The sequence below is a fragment of the Pseudomonas frederiksbergensis genome (genome assembly GCF_003732705.1).
GTDB classification, from domain to species: Bacteria; Pseudomonadota; Gammaproteobacteria; order Pseudomonadales; family Pseudomonadaceae; genus Aquipseudomonas; species Aquipseudomonas frederiksbergensis_F.
Window position 1 is genome coordinate 117524 of record NZ_MOBR01000042.1, and the last position, 20229, is coordinate 137752.

The window sequence follows — 20229 nt, forward strand, 5'->3', positions numbered from 1 at the left end:
CAAGCATCGCCAGCGAAGATGACGAGTCTATGACAACCGCGTTACTTCAGCCCCACCACCCCCGCCACGATCAACCCCACCGAGACCAGTTTCAGCGCCGTCAGGCTTTCGCCCAATAGCGCAAAGCCGAGAAACACCGTGCCCAACGACCCGATGGCGGTCCAGATCGGGTAGGCGATGCTCACCGGCAACTCGCGCATGGCCAGGGTCAGGAAGTAAATTCCGCCGATCGCCGCCACGACCGTGATCACCGACGGCCAAAGCCGGGTAAAGCCTTCGGCGTATTTCATGCCCATGGCGAAGGTGACTTCGAACCCGGCGGCGATCAGCAAGAACAGCCAAGCCATTTAGAACTCCCTTGCCAGCGCCAACAGACGCTCTTCGGCTTCGGCAACGGAAATCTGGAACGTCCGCTCGGCCGACTCTTCACCCTCGGCGGCGACCACCGTGATGTCGGTGATGCCGATGAAACCCAGCGCCGTGCGCAGCAACGTATCGGCATGATTGAGCGATTCCAGCTCACCGCCCGGCCCGAAACCGAACCCGCCGCGACTGGTGACGATCAACGCTTTTTTTCCCTGCACCAGCGGCGCGTACTGCGCTACGCCATTGTCCAGGGTGTGATTGAAGGTCAGCCCGAGCCGCACAATCTGATCGATCCAGGCCTTGAGGCCGCTGGGTACGCTGAAGTTGTGCATCGGCGTGGAGATCACCAGCAGATCGTGGCCGAGCAATTCACCCACCAGTTCATCGCTGAACGCCAGATCGGCCTGCATCGACAACGGCCGGGCATCGGGCTCGGGGTAAAACGCCGCCGCCACGAAGGCTTCGTTGACCGGTGGAATCAACGCTCGCCCGGTTTCGCGACGGGTCAACCGCGACTGCGGATGACGCGCTTGCCATGCCGCCAAAAACACCTCGGCCAGCCGCCGGGAGTGGGAACGCTCGCCACGGGGACTGGCGTGAATCGCAAGAACTGTGCTCATCTGAATCTCCTGAAGGACTACACTCAACCACGTGTGGCTTGCAGCTTGAAGCTGGCAGCTGCCCTTCTTCAAATGAACAAAAGTCAGTCGGGATGAATCCATTTCATCCATGGAGTTCCAATGTTTGCCTCACTGCCGCTGACCGCCCTGCGCGCCTTCGAATCCGCCTCGCGCTTGCTGAGCTTCAAGGCCGCCGCCGAAGAACTGTCGGTAACGCCCACCGCGATTTCCCATCAGATCCGCTCGCTGGAGAGTTGGCTCGGCATCGCGTTGTTCGAGAGGCTGCCACGCCAAGTGCGCCTCACCGATAGCGGCGAACGGTTGTTCCTGAGCCTCCACGGCGCTTTGCTCGACGTGGCCCAGAGCGTCGACACCCTGCGCCCACAGCGCAGCGGCGCAAGCTTGACGCTCTCCACCACGGCAGCCTTCGCTGCGTTGTGGTTGGTGCCGCGCCTGGGGCGTTTCTATGCCCGGCATCCGACCATCAGCCTGCGGCTCGATACCCATTGCGAAGTCATCGATTTGCATCAGGACGCCAGCGTCGATCTGGTGCTGCGCTACAGCCTCGACGACTACCCGAACCTGTATGGGTTGTGCCTGTTCGACGAATCCTTCGGCGTTTATGGCTCACCCGAACAGGTCGCATTGGCGGCCAGTCGAGTGCCCACGCTGATCAGCGTGCGCTGGCACAACTCCAAGCTGTACGCCCACGGCTGGGAGGCCTGGTGCGCCCGGTCAGGTGAAACCTGGCTGGTCGAGCAACCGGCGGTGCGCGAATACGATGAGGAGCATTACGCCTTGCAAGCGGCGATTGCCGGCCAAGGGTTGGTGTTGGCGAGCAATATTCTGGTGTCCGAGAGCGTGGCCAGTGGTTTGCTGGTGCCATACAAGGGTGAGGTTCAGGTGGATGGCGCCGGGTATGCCGCATTGTGCGTGCCGGGGCGTGAACGGCATCCGCCGGTGCGGGCGTTTTTTGCGTGGTTGCAGGAAGAAGCCGCGCTGTCAGGGCTATTGCCAAGATCGCAAGCCTCTACAGGACAACGTATCCCCCTGTAGGCGCTGGCGCAGACTGCGATCTTTTGCGTTCGTCAAATACATCAAACTTTTTGAGTCGCTCATTACTCACACCTTAAGTAGCGATCACGTCCCTAGAGGCGTGACGTCAACCGGATTAGCCTCCAGGAGATCGAGATGAGCGACATGCATTTGTCTGATGTAACCACCCTGCGTGAGCGGGCCCGCAAGAACGTCGAAAACGGTGCCGTGACCGAAAGCTACAGCGCCGATCGCGAAGAAGTGCTGCGCCTGCTCAACGAATCGCTGGCCACTGAGTTGGTCTGCGTGTTGCGCTACAAGCGTCACTACTTCATGGCCAACGGCCTCAAGGCCCACGTGGCCGCCGACGAATTCCTCGAACACGCGACCCAGGAAGCCGAACACGCCGACCGTCTGGCCGAGCGCATCGTGCAATTGGGCGGCGAGCCGGAATTCAACCCCGACCTGCTGTCGAAAAATTCCCACGCCCAATACGTGGCCGGGAATAACCTCAAGGAGATGGTCTACGAAGACCTGGTCGCCGAGCGGATCGCCATCGACAGCTACCGCGAGATCATTCAGTACATCGGCGAAAAAGACCCGACCACCCGGCGCATCTTCGAAGACATCCTGGCCCAGGAAGAAGAGCATGCGGATGACATGGCCGACATCCTGAAAGACCTCTAACCCCTGATCGTTCCCACGCTCCGCGTGGGAATGCAGCCTGGGACGCTCTGCGTCCCATCAGAACCGAACGCAGAGCGTCCGTTGAGGCATTCCCACGCAGAGCGTGGGAACGATCTTGATAGACGCCACACATTTATTTGGTGGGCTTGACGGTGACAGGCGCCTTGCCCGCCCTCATCTGCTCCAACAACGGCGCACACTGGTTCGGCTCGCCACCACTCGGTGCTACCAGCGCCAGCAAACCCGCCGCCGGCGCGGCAATCACGCCCAACGCCACCATTCCGGCGCCGCGCAGCAACAGCGGCACGGCTTTCACGCCGGCATCCGGCTTGATGAACTTGCCTCGCACATACAGCGGCGAACGCAACGAAATCAAACGCCAGCCCTTGGATTCCGGAGTAACCGTCAAATCCAACTGTTCGGTCGCCATGTTCGCCGTGCCATCGATGTAGATAATTGCGTTCTCGGTATCGAAGACGAACAACTGCGTGGTCGCCAGGCCAGTCTTGATGTCGAAGTCCGCCGCCGCGCAGTTGATCTTCACTTCCTTGTCGCCAAAGATCTTGCCGACCACATAGTTGCCGACGTTAAGCCCCGCCAGCTCCATCAACTCGCGGCTGATGGCGCCGTCGTTGATCAGCATTTTCAGCTTGCCGTTGGAACTGCCCAACAACTTGGCCACCGAGTTGCCGCGACCGGCAATATCAGCATCGCCGTTCAATTCGCCGAAACTGGTTTTCATCGGTTCGAAAGTCGGGAACAACTGCTTGAGCTTGAATCCGCGAGCGGTGAGCTTCGCCTGGCCTTCCAACGGTTCGGTGCGGCCATTGAGGCGAATCTGTGCATCGAGCTTGCCGCCGGCCACGCCGAAACGCAGGGGCTCCAGGCTGAGCACGCCGTCGGTCAGCACCAGGTGCGTATAGAGGTCGGTGAACGGCAGTTTTTCGCTGTGGACGATGCGCTTGCCGGTGAATTCGACATCGGCGTCCATATCCCGCCAGCGCTCGGTCTTGAATTCCTCGACCGGCAACACTTTGTCCGACGGCTGCTTGCTTTCACCGCCACGGGCCTTTTGCTTGGCGTTGGAGTCGGCGCCGATCAGCGGCGCGAGGTCGGCGAACAGCAATTGATTGGAAACCAGCGAACCGCTGAGTTTCGGCCGTGGCTGACTGGCGACATACGCCAGGTCGCCATGAATGTCGCTGTCACCGATCTTGCCGTTGAAGCCTTCATAACGGAACTGCGCGCCGGCCGCGTCATGCAGTTTGGCGGTCAAGTGACCGTCGGTGGCATAGGGCGGCGAGTCTGGCAGGGTGACGCCGGTCAGCGGATACAAATTAGCCAGGCTGCTGCCGGCCAGTTTCAGGCGCAGGTCCAACGCGCCGAGGTTCAGCGGATCGGTCAGGGTGCCCGCCAGCTCGACGCTGGTGTCGGCAATCTTGACCTGGGCCTGCAGCGGAAACGGCTTGGCCGCGTCCTGCAAGGCCAACAGGCCGCCGATCTTGCCTTCGCCGGCGAGTTTCTGCTCGTGGTACTGGCCTTTGACTTTGATTGCGAACGCGTAGTCCTGAGGTGCGCCGCCCTTCTCGACCGCGGTTTTCGCCGCTTTGTCGCCGACGATGTCGCTGAACGGAATCGGTTTGCCCAACGGATCGATCAACAGGTCGAGCTGGGTTTTCAGGCTCTGGTCATCGAGGGTGACGTGGCCCTTGTCGAAGCCGATGGCGCCGATGTCCACCACCCAACTTGAGGGTTCGGCGTTCGGGTCCTTGGGGTCGAACTTGAACGTCCAGTTCGCGCGGCCGTCGGCCAGGCGCTGGAGGTCGGCGTTCGGTTCGGTCAGGTCAATGCGCGGAATCACCACCCGTTGCGCCAACAGGGCCAGGGGCGAGATGCGCAACTCGACGCGTTTGAGGGTGACCATTTGCGGCTTCTTCAACCAGTCAGGGTTGCCCAGGCTCAAATCCTCCGCCACCACGTGCGGCCACGGCACCCAGGCCCGCCAGCCGCCCTCGTCGGGCTCGCGCTGCCAGACCACCGCGAGGTTGCCATTAATGGCAAACGGGCGATGCAGTTCTTCGGAGACTTTGGCGTTGAGGGGCGGTTTGATCCGGTTCCAATCGAAGAACACGATGATCAGCACCAGTACCGCTAGCAGGACAACAAGGGTGGTGAGGGTCCAGCTGATTATTTTTGCAGTGCGCGTCATTGCACAGGGCTCCTGAATACGACTGAGCGCCTGACTGCGACGCACGTTTTTGAAACGTTAGGCCAGAACCGGCCTGCCATGAAAGCTACGACTGGAAAACGGCTCGCAGGTTTAACCGAAAGTGCCGTTAACGCTCAAATAATCGGCCGGCGACACAGTGCGCCCGCTTCAAGCGTTACCGGACCCGCACTTTTGTGCGGCACGAATGGGTCGAAAATACCCACCTCGGTGCAAAACCGTCCGCCGGAAACGCCCGTTCTAGAGCCTCTGCGGTAAACAATCAATTCTGTTGATTATTACCATTGCGTTTATGAACTTTTATATCGACTTATCGAGAGTAGCATTGCCCTCGTACCCACTTTATCGCCCTCCCAAGGAGCAACCCATCATGAAACGCCAATTACTGCTTAGCCTGACCCTCTCGATGCTAGCCAGCACCGCTTTTGCTCTGCCAGCCGCTGATCAGGCCACACCGCAAGTTAAGGACAGCCACTCGGTATTCAGCCAAACCGTTGCAGCCGATGGTTCGGTTCGTACTCCACAGGGTCAAACCCTTGCCGAAGGTGGTAATGATCGCCTGAAAGAAAAAGGTTTGATCACCCAAGACGGCTACGACAAAACCCCACAAGGCCAAACCCTTGCTGCTGACGGTTCTGATCGCACCCCACAAGGCCAAACCCTCGCTGCTGATGGTTCGGACCGCACCCCACAAGGCCAAACCCTCGCTGCTGATGGTTCGGACCGCACCCCACAAGGCCAAACCCTTGCTGAAGGTGGTGGTGACCGTGTAATCGAACGCAACAGCGCTGTGAGCTGAGCCCATGGCGGCCCTGAAAAAAAGCCCAATCCCCGGATTGGGCTTTTGACTTATATAGAGCCACGCAACTTCCTCGCTTGAACCCTCCCCCCCGATCCCCGTTCGACGCCGGCAAAGCCGATTTGCTAGAGTGCGCCGCTGTCCTGTCCAGAAAACACCCTTGCGATGCTGCCCCGCGCCGAACAGAAACAACAGACCCGCAGCGCCCTGATGGACGCCGCTCGACATTTGATGGAGTCCGGCCGAGGATTCGGCAGCCTGAGCCTGCGCGAAGTGGCGAAAACCGCCGGGATCGTGCCCACCGGTTTCTACCGGCATTTTGCCGATATGGACGAACTGGGCCTGGTGCTGGTCAGCGAAGTCGGCCAGACCTTCCGTGAAACCATTCGCCTGGTACGCCACAACGAATTCGTCATGGGCGGCATCATCGATGCGTCGGTGCGGATCTTCCTCGATGTGGTCAGCGCCAATCGCTCGCAATTCCTGTTTCTTGCCCGTGAGCAGTACGGTGGCTCGCTGCCGGTGCGCCAGGCCATTGGCCGCTTGCGCGAAGACATCAGTTCCGATCTGGCGTCCGATCTGTCGTTGATGCCCAAATTGCAGCATCTGGACATCGATGGCCTGAGCGTCATGGCTGATCTAATTGTTAAAAGTGTGTTTGCCACGTTGCCGGACATCATCGATCCGCCGGTTGAAGCATTACCGGAACACCTGACGCCCCAGGCGAAGATTACGCAGCAATTGCGCTTCATCTTTATCGGGCTCAAACACTGGCAAGGTTTGGGAAGCACCGAATAACCCCTGTGGGAGTGAGCTTGCTTGCGATGGCGATTGCCCATCCAAATATGTTGTGACGGCGAGGTCGCTATCGCGAGCAAGCTCGCTCCCACAAAAAAAGCGACCGCGCCGCAAATCAGTGCATGAAAAATCCTTCACGCACCAATCTGATCCAAATCCCTGCAACATCTTGCAACAACTACTACTCTCCGACAGGGTTTTCCTACGCATCCCCCCGATTGGCAAGCCCCTTGCTCTAGCCTGAGCATTGTCCTTTGCTGGAAGCTTTCCGATGCTGGTGATTCACCGCAGAATCGACCCTCAACCCGTCTGGGCCGCTGAGTTGCACCTGACCTTCGAAGCCCGGAGCAAAAGCCGTTTGCGCTGTTTCAGTGCCGAACAGGAAGACGTCGGGTTGTTTCTGGAACGCGGTCAGCCACCGCTGTATGACGGCGAATGCCTACAGGCCGAAGACGGACGCATCGTTCGCGTCTGCGCCCGCCCCGAACAACTGCTGCACGTCACCTGCGCCAACGCCTTCGAACTGACGCGCGCCGCTTATCACCTCGGCAACCGCCACGTCGCCCTGCAAGTCGGTGACGGCTGGCTGCGTTTGCTTGACGACTACGTGCTCAAGGCCATGCTCGAACAGCTGGACGCCAAGGTCGAAAACATCGAAGCCCCGTTCCAGCCGGAACACGGCGCCTACGGTGGCGGCCATCATCACTCGCGGCACGGCGACGAAGACTTCAACTATCCGCCGAAACTGCACCAGTTCGGCGTACGCCTATGAACCCAGCCTGGGCGCTGCTGCGCTTGGCCAGTCCGCAATTGCCGATTGGCGGCTACAGCTATTCCCAAGGCTTGGAAATGGCGGTGGATAACGGCCGGGTGACGGATGCCGACAGCGCCCGGCGCTGGATCAGCGATCAATTGTTGCTCAACCTCGCCCGCTTCGAAGCGCCGCTGCTGCTCGCCCACTGCACAGCGGCAGCAGAAGAAAACTGGGCTGAACTGCTGCAACGCTGCGAAGAACATCGCGCGAGCCGAGAAACCCGTGAGCTGCACTCGGAAAGTCGGCAGATGGGTTATTCGTTGCAACAACTGCTCAACGGTTTGCCTGAACTTGATGCCCTCGCCCGGGCCTTTCTTGAACAACGCCCGGAACCGCACTTGGCCCTCGGCTGGGCCTTGGCCGCTCGCGCCTGGGGGATAAGTCCGCAAGACGCCTTGGCCGCATGGCTTTGGAGTTGGCTGGAAAACCAATTGGCGGTGCTGATGAAGACCCTGCCCCTGGGCCAGCAAGCCGCCCAGCGCCTGACCAGCCAACTGCTGCCTCTTCTGCAGGAAGCCCAGCAAAACGCTATCCGAATCCACCCCGAACACTTTGGCAGCGCCGCTTTCGGCCTGTCCCTGGCATGCATGGCCCATGAGCGCCAGTACAGCCGCCTCTTTCGCTCTTAGGGCTTTTTATTTTGGAGAACCATATGAACACACAACCTCTGCGCGTCGGCATCGGCGGCCCGGTCGGTTCCGGCAAAACCGCACTGACCCTGGCTCTGTGCCTGGCCCTGCGCGACCGCTACAACCTGGCGGTGGTGACCAACGACATCTACACCCGCGAAGACGCCGACTTCCTGGTGCGCAATGAAGCATTGGCACCGGAACGCATCATCGGTGTGGAAACCGGCGGTTGCCCGCACACGGCGATCCGTGAAGACGCCTCGATCAACCTCGAAGCCGTGGACCAGTTGAACCGGCGCTTTCCGGGGCTGGACCTGATTATTGTCGAGTCCGGTGGCGACAACCTCTCGGCGACGTTTAGCCCCGAATTGTCCGACCTGACCATCTACGTGATCGACGTCTCCGCCGGTGACAAGCTGCCGCGCAAGGGCGGGCCGGGGATCTGTAAATCCGATTTGCTGGTGATCAACAAAGTCGACCTGGCGCCCCTCGTCGGTGCATCGCTGGAGTTAATGGACAGCGACACCAAGCGGATGCGCAACGGCAAGCCGTTTGTCTTCAGCAACCAGAAGACCGGCCTGGGCCTGGAAGAAATCATTGCCTTCATCGAACGCCAGGGCCTGCTGACCGCGGCCTGATCACGACTTATCAACAAGGAAGCTTATCCATGACACTGAAACGCATCCTGGGCGCAATGGCCCTGCTGCTGACCCCGGCCATCGCCTTCGCGCACCCAGGCCACGGCGACAATGGTTTGATCGCCGGTATCAGCCACCCGATTGGCGGCATTGATCACCTGCTGGCGATGGTCGCGGTGGGTTTGTGGGCCGCGCAGCAAAAAGGCGCGGCGCGCTGGGCACTGCCCTGCACGTTCGTCGGCACCATGCTGATCGGCGGTTTGCTTGGGTTTGAAGGGCTGAACCTGCCGGCGCTGGAAAGCGGGATTGCTGCGTCGGTGCTGGCGCTGGGTCTGGCGGTAGCGTTGGCGGTGCGTCCACCGTTGAGCGTGGCGGTAGGGGCGACGGCGTTGTTTGCGCTGTTCCATGGCGTGGCCCATGGCCTGGAATTGCCGGCCATGTCGAGCCCTTGGGCGTATGCCGCAGGGTTTGTGGCGGCGACGGCGGCGTTGCACGCGGCTGGATATGCCGTGGTTCGCGTGCTGCCTCAGGCGGCGGCGCCGTTGATTCGTGTTGCTGGCGCGGCTTCGGCGGCGACTGGGGTTTGGTTGCTGGCGGGCTAAGCACCCAGAGATCGTTCCCACGCTCTGCGTGGGAATGCCGCCCGGGACGCTCCGCGTCCCATCCAGAGCCGAACGCAGAGCGTCCGTTGAGGCATTCCCACGCAGAGCGTGGGAACGATCGGAGCACTCACTCTGCTACCATGTCGCGCAATCGCCCCTGCCGTGACGACGCCAGCCAATGCCGCCTGTTTCTCGCTCTGCCTCCCAGCCCGAATTGACCACCCTGTTCGCCTCAGTGCAACAGCACTTCCAGGACGTGATCGTGCCGCTCTGGCAAGGCCCCGGCTGGAATGCCGAAATGGCGCTGCCGTATGAAGCGCTGGACGCCGAGCACCAACCGCTGCCGCCGCAACGCTACCGCGCCATGGCCTGCGCCCGTCAGCTGTATGTGTTTTCGAGCCTGATCGGCCAGGTGCCGGCTGCCGAAGAACGCGCGGCGGCGCTGTTCCGCTCCTTGCAGCAGCACTTTCACGATGCCGAGCACGGTGGCTGGTTCTACAGCATCGACCCGCAAGGCGCGCCGCTGGATCAGCGCAAAGACCTCTACACCCACGCCTTCATCCTGTTCGCTTGCGCCCATTACTGGGACAAGGTTCGTGAGCCGTTGGTGGAGTCGGTGCTCAATGCCGCACTGGAAGTCGTGGCCCAGCGCTTCGCCACGGACGACGGTCTGTACGAAGCTTGCCTGGAGCGTGACTGGTCTTCACTCCAGACCGGGCCGTTGCAGAACCCGCTGATGCATTTGGCCGAAGCCTTCCTCGCCACCCTTTCGGTGCGCGAAGACGCTGGCGCCCAAGGCGCGCTCGTGGAGTTATGCACAGCGATGCAGAAACACTTCATCGATCCGCAGACCGGTGCGCTGATGGAAAAACCGCTGGGGGCTGTGGATAACTGGTTTGAACCGGGGCATCAGTTCGAATGGTATTTCCTGCTGGAATCCTCGCCATTGCTGCGTGGATCGAAGCTGCATGCCTCGCTGGATCGAGCCTTCGCTTTCACTGAGCAATTGGGGGTCGATCCACAGACCAGCGCTGTTCGAGCGATGCTCGACCTGGATGGCCGCCCGAAAGATGGCACCGAAAGAATCTGGGCCCAGGCTGAATACCTGCGGGCATTGACCTTGCGGCCCGACAGCGAAGCGGCTGTGCTGCGCCAATTGCAGGCGTTGCAGCAGCGGTTTCTGCATGTTGGGGGTTGGTATGAGTGCCGTGATGCCGAGGGTGAAGTCAGCCGTAAGGACATGCCTTCGACCACGCCTTATCACTTGGCGACTTGTTATCGTGGGTTGGTTGAATATTTGCGCTGAGTTCGAGATCGCTTTCGCGGGCAAGCCTCGCTCCTACAGGGGATCACCGAACCTGTAGGAGCGAGCGGTGCGACGATTCGACTTGCCCGCGAAGAGGCCCTCAAATCGGTCACCGTCTAATCAGGCAATCCACTTCCGATCCCCGGTAAAACTGATGGTCAACCATCGCGCCGCATCCGCCTGACTCAGCTTTGCGGAAATCTCCTCACGCAGTTCATCCAGTTGCCCCACGCTTTCCAGTCGGTAATCCGCCGGCAACACCACGTGAATCTCGATAAACCGCGCCCGGCCGTGCTTCTGCACGTAGGAGCTGTAGTCGTCGAAACCATGCTCGGCCTTGGCCGCGTCCATCACCTGGCGCACTTTGTCGTCCAGTTGATCCGGGGCAATCCCCAGCACATCGCGCAGCGCCGGACGCAGGATCTTGAAGGCCGGCGGCAGCATGCTCAGGGCCAGCAGAATCAGGATCAACGGGTCGACGTAGACCGCCCACTGGCCGTAACCCTGGGACTTGAGCAACAGCGCGGTGAGGAAACTCACCAGCAAACCCACAGAAAGCATCGCGTCCACCAGCCAACTGATGTTGTCGAACTGGATCAGCGTCGATTTGAGCTTGCGATTGCGATGACGAACGTAGAAGAAATACGCGAACTCGATGACGGTGAACACCGCCGCGTAGAGGATCACCAACCCCAACTCGATCTCGCGGCCGCCATTGATGATGCCGAACACGCCGTTGAGAAAGGCATAGATAGCGATCAAGCACAGGAAGCTGCCTTCGATCAGCAACACCATGGGTTCCAGATGCCAGAAGCCGAACTGGAAACGGTGGTTACTTTCTTTGGCGATCAGCTTGGCAGTGATCAGCATCAGGACCTTGATGAAGGTCGCGATCAACGAGAAAAAACCATCGAACAGGATGGATTGGGCCCCCGAAACAAAACCGGTGACGATCCCGGCGATCGCCACGGCGAACATCAGGATGGTCGATTGTTTGAGCAGTGACTGCTCACCTCGGTTACTCACGTAGCCTCCTCTGAAAACCCTGGAAACCGCGGGGTGCGGTGGGGTTGTTGGGAGGGGAGTCTACCTGATGTGCTGTTGTTGCCTGTGATGGCCCTATCGCGAGCAAGCTTTGCTCCTACAGGTTTTGTGTCGTGCGCCGGAAATGGGCACGACACAAAACCTGTAGGAGCAAGGCTTGCCCGCGATGGCCGTTACGCGGTCTTACGCCTTGCCACCATTACGCTCAATGGAGAACCCAGCCCAGGTCTGGCTCACCGGCATCAGTTCGAGGCTGTTGATGTTGATGTGCGCCGGCGCATTCAGCACCCAGAAGATGGTGTCGGCAATGTCCTGCGGCTGGATCGGCTCGGCACCGGCGTAGGTGGCGTTGTAACGCTCCTGGTCACCGGCGAAGCGCACCAGGGAGAACTCGCTTTCGCACAGGCCCGGCTCGATGTTGCTGACGCGTACGCCCGTGCCTTGCAGGTCGCAGCGCAGGTTCAGGGAGAACTGTTTGACGAACGCCTTGCTCGCGCCGTACACGTGGCTGCCCGGGTACGGGTAGTTGCCGGCGATGGAGCCGAGGTTGACGATGCCGGCACCACGACCGTGGGCGATCAGGCGCGGCAGTAGCAGGCGAGTGCTGTACATCAGGCCTTTGATGTTGGTATCGACCATGGTGTCCCAGTCGTCCAGATCGCACTTGGGCGCCGGGTCCACACCCAGGGCCAGGCCCGCGTTGTTGATCAGCCCGCGCAGCTTGGCGAAGGACGGCGGCAGGTTGGCGATCGCCTCCTCCATGGCCTTGCGATCACGCACGTCGAGCACCAGGCCATGGACCTCGGTCTGCTTCGACAACTCGGCGCACAGGGCATTGAGGCGCTCTTCACGACGGCCGGTCAGCACCAGTTTCCAGCCAGCCTCGGCAAAACGACGGGCACAGGCTTCGCCAAAACCGGACGTCGCGCCGGTGATAAACAGGGTGTTGGACATCGTGTTCTCCTTGCTTCGGCTGATCGCAGCCATTGGAATAGAAAATCAGCCGCCAGCATGCCCGGCGCGGCGCTGACCGGCAACCTCGTTTCCCGGTGTTTTCTGTACAAAAAACAACCAGCCGAAGCGGCGCCTTATACCCCGTGGCTTGCAGCCATGTGCGCGCACGTTATCCACAGGCCGGTCCACAGTCTTTGGGGGCAAGTGCAAAAGCTGGAAGCCGCTGTGTATAAGGCTTTGCGAGCAGAATAGAAACTTTTTTGCTTGACCCTCAAGGGCCCGCCGTGTAGCTCATGGCATTTTGCACGATCTCCTGCGCAAACAGACGATGGCGCCAAGCCAGCAACGACGGCCCTCAGCCGAGTCTTTCCAGAGTTTAACCACAGACTTATCCACAGGCTGGCGCACCTTGAATCTGGCGCATTTGACCCACAACAAAAAGGTTGACAACGGCAGCTAATGGTCCCGGAAAAACGCCTGATCAAAAAACAACCACACGTCTGAAAGCCACGGTTTAAAAGGCGTCCAGCCAGCTACTCCCACGTTATTCACAGCCAGCTCCACAGCAAACGGGGACAAGTCAAAACTGTGACAAAACAACTATTTGCAGCGGCTTTATGTCGCGGTTTCAGAGCTTGCGAATATTGTTTTCCACAATTTCCCGAAAGCCCACACAGACCCCTTGTGGGAGCGAGCCTGCTCGCGAAAGCGGTGGGTCAGATATCTCAATGTGGAGGCAGATATCGCTTTCGCGAGCAGGCTCGCTCCCACAGGGGATGGTGGTGAATTGAAGGCGTAAAAAAGCCCCGGCGATTGCGCGCCGGGGCTGTGTGTTTCTCAGTCGAACTCAGTGCCCGCCAAGATAAGCGTTACGCACCTCTTCGTTCACCAGCAGCTCCTTGCCGGTGCCTGTGAGGCGAATCTCGCCGTTGACCATCACGTACGCCCGGTCCGAGAGTTTGAGCGCGTGGTTGGCGTTCTGCTCGACCAGGAAGATGGTCATACCGGTCTTGGCCAGTTCCCGCAGAGTGGCGAAGATCTGTTTCACCACAATCGGCGCCAGTCCCAGGCTCGGCTCATCGAGCAGCAGCAGTTTCGGCCGGCTCATCAGTGCACGGGCGATGGCGAGCATTTGCTGCTCGCCGCCAGACATGGTCATGGCCCGCTGGGTACGCCGCTCTTCGAGCCGTGGAAACAGCTCGAACATGCGCTGCATGTCTTCCTTGGCGTACTTGTCGCCAATCGGAATGGTGCCCATCAACAGGTTTTCCTCGACGGTCATGTCGGGGAACACCCGCCGCCCTTCCGGCGACTGCGCGATGCCGTGGGACGCGATGTAGTGGGACGACTTGTGGGTGATGTCCACACCCTGATAGATGATCTGCCCGTCAGCCGCCCGGGGCTGGCCGAAGATCGACATCAGCAGGGTCGACTTGCCGGCGCCGTTGGAGCCGATCAGGCTCACGGTTTCGCCTTCGTTGATGTGCAGCGAGACTTTCTTCAGGGCCTGGATCGGCCCGTAAAACACGTCCAGATCCTTCAATTCGAGGATGGGTTGGCTCATAGCACCACTTCCTCTTCATCAGCGCCAAGGTAGGCCGCAATCACTTTCGGGTCGTTACGAATGGCGTCAGGACCGCCCTCGGCGATGACGATGCCGTGGTCCAGCACCACGATGTGGTCGGAAATGCTCATGACCATGCCCATATCGTGTTCGATCAGCACCACGGTCAGATCGTGCTCGTCGCGCAGCAGTCGGATCATCGCGCTCAGCGCTTCGGTTTCCTGAGGGTTGAGGCCGGCGGCCGGCTCGTCGAGGCAGATGATCTGCGGCCGGGTGCACATGGCCCGGGCGATTTCCAGACGACGTTGCTGACCGTAGGACAGTTCACCGGCCAGACGGTTGGCGCAGTCCACAAGATCCACCACTTCCAGCCAGTAGAAAGCGTGGTCCAGCGCATCGCTTTCGGCTTTGCGGTAACCCTTGGTGTTGAGGATACCGGCCAGCATGTTGCGGTTGACCCACATGTGTTGGGCCACCAGCAGGTTTTCCAGCACCGACATTTCCTTGAACAGGCGAATGTTCTGGAAGGTCCGCGCCAGGCCGGCACGGTTCACCAAGTGGGTGCCGCCGAACATCTTGTAGTACAGGCGGCTGAAGAAGGATTTCGGCGAAACGAAATCCACCGGTTTGAACGACTCGCCCAGCAACTGGATAACGTTGGTCTGCTCGCCACGCACACTGAGTTCGATCTTGCCACCGGAGGCCTTGTAGAACCCGGTCAGGCAGTTGAACACGGTGGTCTTGCCGGCGCCGTTGGGGCCGATCAGAGCGAAGATCGAGTTGCGGTGGACTTTGAGGCTGACATCGCTCAACGCCTTGATGCCGCCGAAGTGCATCATCAGCTTCTCGACCGAGAGTACGACTTCGCTCATGGCGCTACTCCTTTACGCGGGGTCACACCGGTACGGCTGATCCGAATCAGGCCGCGCGGTCGCCAGATCATCATCAGCACCATCAGGATGCCGAACAGAAGCACGCGGTATTCCGCGAAGCCGCGCAACAGCTCCGGGGCGACGGTCAGCACGAACGCTGCGATCACTACGCCGATGGTCGAGCCCATGCCGCCGAGTACGACGATGGCGAGAATCAGTGCCGATTCGAAGAAGGTGAACGAAGTCGGGTTGACGAACCCTTGATAGGTCGCAAAGAACACACCCGCCAAACCGGCGGTCGACGCACCGATGGTGAACGCCGAGAGCTTGACCAGTACGTGGTTCAGGCCCATGGAGCGGCAGGCGATTTCATCTTCACGCAGGGCTTCCCAGGCGCGGCCGACCGGCATCTTGACCAGGCGATGCTTGATGTACAACACCGCCAGAACCACCAGGAACAACACCGCGTAGATGAAGTAATACTTCACGTCCGGGTTGTAGGCGATGCCGAAGAACTCATGGAACGGCACTCCGCCGTCCTTCGCTCGTTTGCCGAATTCCAGGCCGAAGAAGGTTGGAAGTGGCGCCGCCATGCCGTTTGGGCCACCCGTCAGGGACAACCAGTTGTTGAGAATCAGGCGGATGATTTCACCGAAGCCCAGGGTCACGATCGCCAGGTAGTCACCGTGCAGGCGCAACACCGGGAAACCGAGGATGCACCCGGCAAGGCCAGCAGTGATCGCCGCCAGCGGCAGCACGGTCCAGAACCCCAAACCGAGGTATTGATAACCGAGCGCCAGACCGTAGGCACCGATGGCGTAGAACGCCACGTAACCCAAGTCGAGCAGGCCGGCCAGACCGACCACAATGTTCAGGCCCAGGCCCAGCAGCACGTAGATCAGCCCGAGGATGACCACGCCCAGCAGGTAGGAGTTGGAGAAGAACGGGAACACCACGGCGATGACAACCACCAGCGGGATGATCCAGCGCAAACGGGTTTTGTAATCGGGCGGCAGTACATGAACCCCGGAACCAGTGCTTTCAAAGCCTTCGAGGATTTTCAGGCCCTTGGAGGTTTGCAGGAACAGGCTCAAGGCAAAACGGCCAGCCATGACGATGGCGACAATCCACGCCACACGGGTCGGTTGCAGGTTGAAGCCGTAGCCGTCGAGGACCACGCCGACAATCGGGCCGAACACAATCAGGGCAACGAGGCCGGCAAGAATCGCGTCAACCAGGCTTCTTTTGAGATCAATGGTTTTTTTAGTGGTTGAAGACATCGCTTACACCTTCGACACAAGAGGACGGCCGAGCAGGCCTTGGGGCCGAAAGACCAGAACGAGAACGAGCAGCGAGAAGCTGAAAACGTCTTTGTAGTCCGAGTTCACCAGACCTGAGAACAGCGACTCGGAAATTCCGAGGATGATCCCGCCGAGCATGGCGCCAGGCAGCGAACCGATGCCACCGAGTACCGCGGCGGTGAACGCCTTGATCCCGATAACGAAGCCTGCATAGAAGTCGAACGTGCCGTAGTTCATGGTGATCAGCACGCCGGCCAGGGCCGCCATCGCTGCACCGATGATGAACACGTAGGAAATCACGCGGTCGGTGTTGATCCCCAGGATCGAGGCCATCTTGCGGTCTTGCTGGGTGGCGCGGCACATGCGGCCGAGCTTGGTGTACTTGATGACGTAGGTCAGCAGGCCCATACCGACGAACGCAGCCACCAGAATGAAGATCTTGGTGTAGGTGAGCTGGACGAAACCAGTGCCTACTTCAACGCGCCATGCACCGGTCAGCAGGGTTGGCACACCCTGTTGGCGAGCGCCCTGGGCGATCTGTGCGTAGTTTTGCAGGATCAGGGAAATACCGATGGCGCTGATCAGCGGTGCCAGTCGTGTGGAGTTGCGCAGCGGTTTGTAGGCGACGCGCTCGATGACCCAGCCATACACCGCTGTGACGATGATGGTGAAGACCAGTGTGCCGAGCATCAGCAGAGGGAAGGATTCAATACCGAAGTAAGCCAGCAGAGCCAGACTGATCGCCGCGAGGTAAGCGGAAATCATGTAAACCTCGCCGTGGGCGAAGTTGATCATGCCGATGATGCCATAGACCATTGTGTAGCCGATGGCGATCAGGCCATAGACCGACCCGAGGGTCAGACCGTTGACCAGTTGCTGCAGGAAAATACCATCCATAACGCAATCTCACGCATTTGAGAGACTGCACAGAAGCGGGTTGCAACGGACCGGGGTTCAGCCGCCAGTGCAACACGGTTATGTGCAGCTCTACGAGAAAAGACAGGTACTGCACGGACATGTTCTAAGACCGCCCGGCGCACATGGCGCCGGGCAATCAATGGTTCATATCACTTCTGTTTTTCCAGCTGGTGGTATTTGCCGTCCTTGTCCCACTGGTAAACCACGTAGTCGGAGACTTTCAAGTCGCCCTTGCTGTCCCAGGTCTTCTCGCCCATGACGGTCTTGACCGGGTTTTTCTTCAGCCACTCGGCAGCTTTTTCGCCACTGTTGGACTTGGAGCCGTTGAAAGCAGCGGCCAGGGTCTGGACCGAAGCGTAGGCGTACAGGGTGTAGCCTTCAGGCTCGGTGCCATTTTTGCGGAACTCGTCCACTACGGTCTTGCTGTCTGGCAGCAGGCGTGGGTCGGCGCCGAAAGTCATCAGCACGCCGTCAACGTATTGCGGGCCGCCAGCGGTGGTCACCAGTTCGTCGGTCACGATGCCGTCATCGGACATGAATTTCACGTCTTTCAGGCCTTCGGTACGCAGTTGTTTAACCAGTGGACCGGCCTCTGGGTGCAAGCCGCCGAAGTAGACCACGTCGGCACCGGCCGCACGGATCTTGGTGACCACGGCGCTGAAGTCTTTCTCGCCGCGAGTCAGGCCTTCGTACAGCACTGGCGTTACGCCGCGCTTGGTCAGCTGAGCCTTGGTGGCGTCTGCCAGGCCTTGGCCGTAGGTGTCTTTGTCGTGCAGAACGGCGACTTTCTTGCCCTTGAGCACGTCGACGATGTAGTCGCCGGCCACGATGCCTTGCTGGTCGTCACGCCCGCACATACGGAACATGGCGCTCAGGCCGCGTTCGGTCACTTGTGGGTTGGTGGAACCTGGGGTGATCGCGATGATGCCCGCTTCGTCGTAGATCTCGGAAGCCGGGATGGTCGACGAGGAGCAGAAGTGGCCGACAACGCCAGCGACTTTCTGGTTGGTCAGGTCCTTGGCGACCGTCACAGCCTGTTTCGGTTCGCAGGCGTCATCGCCCTTGACCAGTACGATTTTTTCCCCGTTGACGCCGCCCGCGGCGTTGATGGCGTCGGCCGCTGCCTGCGCACCCTTCATGTATTGCAAGCCAAATGCCGCGTTGGCGCCAGTCATTGGACCCGCCACACCGATTTTCACATCAGCCTGTGCAAACGCAGAAACACCCAACGCAGTTGCCACTGCGAGGGCCAGAAAGCCTTTCTTGTAAAACGTCTGGGACATGAGGTGGTGCTCCAAGGTTTTTTTTAGTTGGCACTGCGACTTCTCTGGTTGCTCAGAGCAAGGGCCGTGCCATCGGTTTTTTATTCTGAAAAAAGTCGCTGCTTTATTGTTATTTCGACTGTTTCGATCCCATTTTCATTGGGCGTGCAACCGTCTAAACCGCGGGAGGTGAAACCATTTTTTTAAAAAGGCGCAACCCGCACGCGCCATCATTGCAACCGCGGCACTAAACGACGTGCAACCAGCCTGTAACAACGTGCGTCACCGAAGTGCACACTCGTGGTGCGCAACTGCTACAACCCGCACCACTACAGGCTAGTCGCTGCGCGAAAAAGCGCCGCTTCCAGCAACAAAATTCAACAATCAAATCACGATCCGCAAGCACTGGCCTGCGTGATACAGCGAAAAACCGGCCTCATACAGACAGCTGCGCAGGCCGACACCCGCCAGTGGCTGCATCGGTGCGAACGGAATCGGTAGCGCTTGAGGATTTCCGTTACACAAATAGTCGGCAAAGGCTTTGCCGACCACCGTACCGGTGGTCACACCCCGGCCGTTGTAACCGGTGACTGCCACTATTCCAGGCGCCGGTTCGAACAGGCGCATCAGGTGATCGGGGGTAAACGCGATGCAACCGGTCCAGGTGCATTCCCATTCCACCGGTTTAAGGTAGGGGAAGTAATGCTGCTGAACCCGATCGGCCCAGGCCTTCAAGAACCAGGTCGGTTTTTGATTGCCGTTGCCGAGACTGCCGAGTAACAGGCGCCCGTCCTTATCACGACGGATGCTGCTGAGTACCTGCCGAGTGTCCCAGGAACCTTGGCCGCCGGGCAAAATCTGCTGCGCAGCGTCTTCGGTCAGCGGCACCGAGGCCACTTGGTAGTAATAACCGGGGAAGAAGTTACGCCGCAGTTCGGTCCAGTCGCCTTCGGTGTAGGCGTTGGAGGCGATCACCACCTGATCGGCGAGCACCGAGCCTTGGGCAGTTTGCACCGACCACTTTTGGCCCTGACGTTCCAGTCGGGTCACCGGGGAATGATCGAACAGTTGACCGCCGAGGGCGATGGCCGCTTTGGCCAGGCCGGTGGTGTAGGCCATCGGGTTGATCGTACCGGCACGTCGATCCAGCAACGCGGCGGCAATTTTTTTGGTCCCGGTGGCTTGTTCGCAGGCCTGGCCGGTCAACAGCTCAACCGGTGCGCCACGGCGTTTCCATTGTTCTTCACGACTGCGCAGATCGGCTTCGCCACGGCTGTTGTGCGCCATGTGCAGCGTGCCTTCGCGGCGTAACTGGCAATCGATGTTGTATTTATCCACAAGGCTGAACACCAGGGACGGTGCTGCGCCAAGCATGCGGTTGAGCTGACTGCCCACCGCTTCGCCAAACCCGGCTTCGATCTCATCCGGTGGAATCCACATCCCGGCGTTGACCAGCCCGACGTTGCGCCCCGAGCCACCATGGCCGGCGCGATGGGCTTCCACCACGCAGGCGCTTTTACCTGCTTCCAACAGATGCACCGCCGCCGACAGACCGGTGAAACCGGCGCCGATAACGCAGACATCGACCTTCACTTCACCCTTGAGCGCCGTATTGTCGGGCCTTTGCGGCGTCAGTTTTTCCCACAGACACTCTTCGCGTAACGGCATTGCCAGACTCCAATCAGAAACCTAACCATCACACACTGATCGTTCCCACGCTCTGCGTGGGAATGCAGCCCGGGACGCTCTGCGTCCCAAAAGCGGACGCGGAGCGTCCATTGAGGCATTCCCAC

At 59.9% G+C, this 20229-nt stretch carries 20 protein-coding genes; 9 read left to right on the forward strand and 11 right to left on the reverse strand.

What is annotated here, in order from left to right:
* Positions 1 to 41: 41 nt before the first annotated feature.
* Positions 42 to 347 carry a DMT family transporter gene (locus BK667_RS29755; RefSeq protein WP_123599719.1) on the reverse strand — a complete coding sequence of 102 codons (306 nt, stop codon included), beginning with the start codon at positions 345 to 347 and terminating at the stop codon, positions 42 to 44.
* The gene (locus BK667_RS29760; RefSeq protein ID WP_123513982.1) at positions 348 to 986 is read right to left on the reverse strand and encodes an FMN-dependent NADH-azoreductase; all 639 of its coding nucleotides are present in this window, start codon (positions 984 to 986) and stop codon (positions 348 to 350) included. It abuts the gene before it with no gap.
* Positions 987 to 1106: 120 nt separating this feature from the next.
* On the opposite strand from BK667_RS29760, the gene BK667_RS29765 reads away from it, so the two are divergent.
* Together BK667_RS29765 and BK667_RS29770 are read left to right on the forward strand one after the other, a co-directional pair.
* The gene (locus BK667_RS29765) at positions 1107 to 2042 is read left to right on the forward strand and encodes a LysR substrate-binding domain-containing protein (protein ID WP_123599720.1); all 936 of its coding nucleotides are present in this window, start codon (positions 1107 to 1109) and stop codon (positions 2040 to 2042) included.
* A 135-nt stretch (positions 2043 to 2177) separates the two neighbouring features.
* Positions 2178 to 2708 (forward strand): ferritin-like domain-containing protein, encoded by a 531-nt coding sequence (locus tag BK667_RS29770; protein WP_123599721.1) that lies wholly within the window; start codon positions 2178 to 2180, stop codon positions 2706 to 2708.
* Positions 2709 to 2841: 133 nt separating this feature from the next.
* Here the strand turns inward: BK667_RS29770 and BK667_RS29775 are convergent, their stop codons facing one another.
* Positions 2842 to 4917: an AsmA family protein gene (locus tag BK667_RS29775; RefSeq protein ID WP_123599722.1), complete on the reverse strand. Its 2076-nt coding sequence runs from the start codon at positions 4915 to 4917 to the stop codon at positions 2842 to 2844.
* Between the two features lie 388 nt (positions 4918 to 5305).
* Here BK667_RS29775 and BK667_RS29780 point away from each other — a divergent pair, with 388 nt between their 5' ends.
* The 7 genes from BK667_RS29780 to BK667_RS29810 all read left to right on the forward strand — a co-directional run bounded on the left by BK667_RS29780 (position 5306) and on the right by BK667_RS29810 (position 10521).
* Entirely contained in the window at positions 5306 to 5734 is a 429-nt protein-coding gene (locus BK667_RS29780; protein ID WP_123599723.1) for a hypothetical protein, read from the forward strand.
* A gap of 165 nt (positions 5735 to 5899) precedes the next feature.
* Entirely contained in the window at positions 5900 to 6532 is a 633-nt protein-coding gene (locus BK667_RS29785; RefSeq protein WP_123513972.1) for a TetR family transcriptional regulator, read from the forward strand.
* Between the two features lie 271 nt (positions 6533 to 6803).
* Entirely contained in the window at positions 6804 to 7304 is a 501-nt protein-coding gene (ureE, locus tag BK667_RS29790) for an urease accessory protein UreE (RefSeq protein WP_054044075.1), read from the forward strand.
* The gene (locus BK667_RS29795) at positions 7301 to 7975 is read left to right on the forward strand and encodes an urease accessory protein UreF (RefSeq protein ID WP_123599724.1); all 675 of its coding nucleotides are present in this window, start codon (positions 7301 to 7303) and stop codon (positions 7973 to 7975) included. The genes ureE and BK667_RS29795 overlap by 4 nt, the downstream gene beginning before the upstream one ends.
* A 23-nt stretch (positions 7976 to 7998) precedes the next feature.
* Positions 7999 to 8613 carry an urease accessory protein UreG gene (ureG, locus tag BK667_RS29800; protein WP_123513966.1) on the forward strand — a complete coding sequence of 205 codons (615 nt, stop codon included), beginning with the start codon at positions 7999 to 8001 and terminating at the stop codon, positions 8611 to 8613.
* Between the two features lie 29 nt (positions 8614 to 8642).
* The gene (locus BK667_RS29805; RefSeq protein ID WP_123599725.1) at positions 8643 to 9215 is read left to right on the forward strand and encodes a HupE/UreJ family protein; all 573 of its coding nucleotides are present in this window, start codon (positions 8643 to 8645) and stop codon (positions 9213 to 9215) included.
* Positions 9216 to 9393: 178 nt separating this feature from the next.
* Positions 9394 to 10521: an AGE family epimerase/isomerase gene (locus tag BK667_RS29810; protein WP_123599726.1), complete on the forward strand. Its 1128-nt coding sequence runs from the start codon at positions 9394 to 9396 to the stop codon at positions 10519 to 10521.
* 120 nt (positions 10522 to 10641) lie between these two features.
* Here BK667_RS29810 and BK667_RS29815 read toward each other — a convergent pair whose 3' ends face one another.
* The 8 genes from BK667_RS29815 to amaA all read right to left on the reverse strand — a co-directional run bounded on the left by BK667_RS29815 (position 10642) and on the right by amaA (position 20104).
* On the reverse strand, positions 10642 to 11547 hold the full coding sequence (locus BK667_RS29815) for a cation diffusion facilitator family transporter (protein ID WP_123599727.1): 906 nt from the start codon (positions 11545 to 11547) through the stop codon (positions 10642 to 10644).
* A 201-nt stretch (positions 11548 to 11748) separates the two neighbouring features.
* Positions 11749 to 12519 carry an SDR family oxidoreductase gene (locus BK667_RS29820; protein WP_054044081.1) on the reverse strand — a complete coding sequence of 257 codons (771 nt, stop codon included), beginning with the start codon at positions 12517 to 12519 and terminating at the stop codon, positions 11749 to 11751.
* An 847-nt stretch (positions 12520 to 13366) separates the two neighbouring features.
* Positions 13367 to 14083, reverse strand: a complete 717-nt coding sequence (locus BK667_RS29830) for an ABC transporter ATP-binding protein (protein WP_123513958.1) — start codon at positions 14081 to 14083, stop codon at positions 13367 to 13369.
* A complete protein-coding gene (locus BK667_RS29835; protein ID WP_123513956.1) occupies positions 14080 to 14955 on the reverse strand; it encodes an ATP-binding cassette domain-containing protein in 876 nt (291 codons plus the stop codon). Before BK667_RS29835 ends, BK667_RS29830 begins: the two co-directional genes overlap by 4 nt.
* Positions 14952 to 16235, reverse strand: a complete 1284-nt coding sequence (gene livM, locus BK667_RS29840; protein ID WP_123513954.1) for a high-affinity branched-chain amino acid ABC transporter permease LivM — start codon at positions 16233 to 16235, stop codon at positions 14952 to 14954. The genes BK667_RS29835 and livM overlap by 4 nt, the downstream gene beginning before the upstream one ends.
* Before the next feature lie 3 nt (positions 16236 to 16238).
* Positions 16239 to 17153, reverse strand: coding sequence for an ABC transporter permease subunit (locus tag BK667_RS29845; protein ID WP_054044085.1), 915 nt, complete (start codon positions 17151 to 17153; stop codon positions 16239 to 16241).
* A 170-nt stretch (positions 17154 to 17323) separates the two neighbouring features.
* Positions 17324 to 18457: a branched-chain amino acid ABC transporter substrate-binding protein gene (locus BK667_RS29850; protein ID WP_123513952.1), complete on the reverse strand. Its 1134-nt coding sequence runs from the start codon at positions 18455 to 18457 to the stop codon at positions 17324 to 17326.
* A gap of 363 nt (positions 18458 to 18820) precedes the next feature.
* Positions 18821 to 20104: an L-pipecolate oxidase gene (gene amaA, locus BK667_RS29855; RefSeq protein ID WP_123599728.1), complete on the reverse strand. Its 1284-nt coding sequence runs from the start codon at positions 20102 to 20104 to the stop codon at positions 18821 to 18823.
* Positions 20105 to 20229: the final 125 nt, after the last annotated feature.

Bases quoted from the DNA above. Each gene is read 5' to 3' on its own strand.
- livM (WP_123513954.1), bottom strand. From the start codon at position 16,235: ATGTCTTCAACCACTAAAAAAACCATTGATCTCAAAAGAAGCCTGGTT.
- BK667_RS29845 (WP_054044085.1), bottom strand. From the start codon at position 17,153: ATGGATGGTATTTTCCTGCAGCAACTGGTCAACGGTCTGACCCTCGGG.
- BK667_RS29765 (WP_123599720.1), top strand. From the start codon at position 1,107: ATGTTTGCCTCACTGCCGCTGACCGCCCTGCGCGCCTTCGAATCCGCC.
- amaA (WP_123599728.1), bottom strand. From the start codon at position 20,104: ATGCCGTTACGCGAAGAGTGTCTGTGGGAAAAACTGACGCCGCAAAGG.
- BK667_RS29760 (WP_123513982.1), bottom strand. From the start codon at position 986: ATGAGCACAGTTCTTGCGATTCACGCCAGTCCCCGTGGCGAGCGTTCC.
- BK667_RS29770 (WP_123599721.1), top strand. From the start codon at position 2,178: ATGAGCGACATGCATTTGTCTGATGTAACCACCCTGCGTGAGCGGGCC.
- BK667_RS29780 (WP_123599723.1), top strand. From the start codon at position 5,306: ATGAAACGCCAATTACTGCTTAGCCTGACCCTCTCGATGCTAGCCAGC.
- BK667_RS29775 (WP_123599722.1), bottom strand. From the start codon at position 4,917: ATGACGCGCACTGCAAAAATAATCAGCTGGACCCTCACCACCCTTGTT.
- BK667_RS29795 (WP_123599724.1), top strand. From the start codon at position 7,301: ATGAACCCAGCCTGGGCGCTGCTGCGCTTGGCCAGTCCGCAATTGCCG.
- ureG (WP_123513966.1), top strand. From the start codon at position 7,999: ATGAACACACAACCTCTGCGCGTCGGCATCGGCGGCCCGGTCGGTTCC.
- BK667_RS29755 (WP_123599719.1), bottom strand. From the start codon at position 347: ATGGCTTGGCTGTTCTTGCTGATCGCCGCCGGGTTCGAAGTCACCTTC.
- BK667_RS29835 (WP_123513956.1), bottom strand. From the start codon at position 14,955: ATGAGCGAAGTCGTACTCTCGGTCGAGAAGCTGATGATGCACTTCGGC.
- BK667_RS29805 (WP_123599725.1), top strand. From the start codon at position 8,643: ATGACACTGAAACGCATCCTGGGCGCAATGGCCCTGCTGCTGACCCCG.
- BK667_RS29850 (WP_123513952.1), bottom strand. From the start codon at position 18,457: ATGTCCCAGACGTTTTACAAGAAAGGCTTTCTGGCCCTCGCAGTGGCA.
- BK667_RS29830 (WP_123513958.1), bottom strand. From the start codon at position 14,083: ATGAGCCAACCCATCCTCGAATTGAAGGATCTGGACGTGTTTTACGGG.
- BK667_RS29810 (WP_123599726.1), top strand. From the start codon at position 9,394: ATGCCGCCTGTTTCTCGCTCTGCCTCCCAGCCCGAATTGACCACCCTG.
- BK667_RS29785 (WP_123513972.1), top strand. From the start codon at position 5,900: ATGCTGCCCCGCGCCGAACAGAAACAACAGACCCGCAGCGCCCTGATG.
- ureE (WP_054044075.1), top strand. From the start codon at position 6,804: ATGCTGGTGATTCACCGCAGAATCGACCCTCAACCCGTCTGGGCCGCT.
- BK667_RS29820 (WP_054044081.1), bottom strand. From the start codon at position 12,519: ATGTCCAACACCCTGTTTATCACCGGCGCGACGTCCGGTTTTGGCGAA.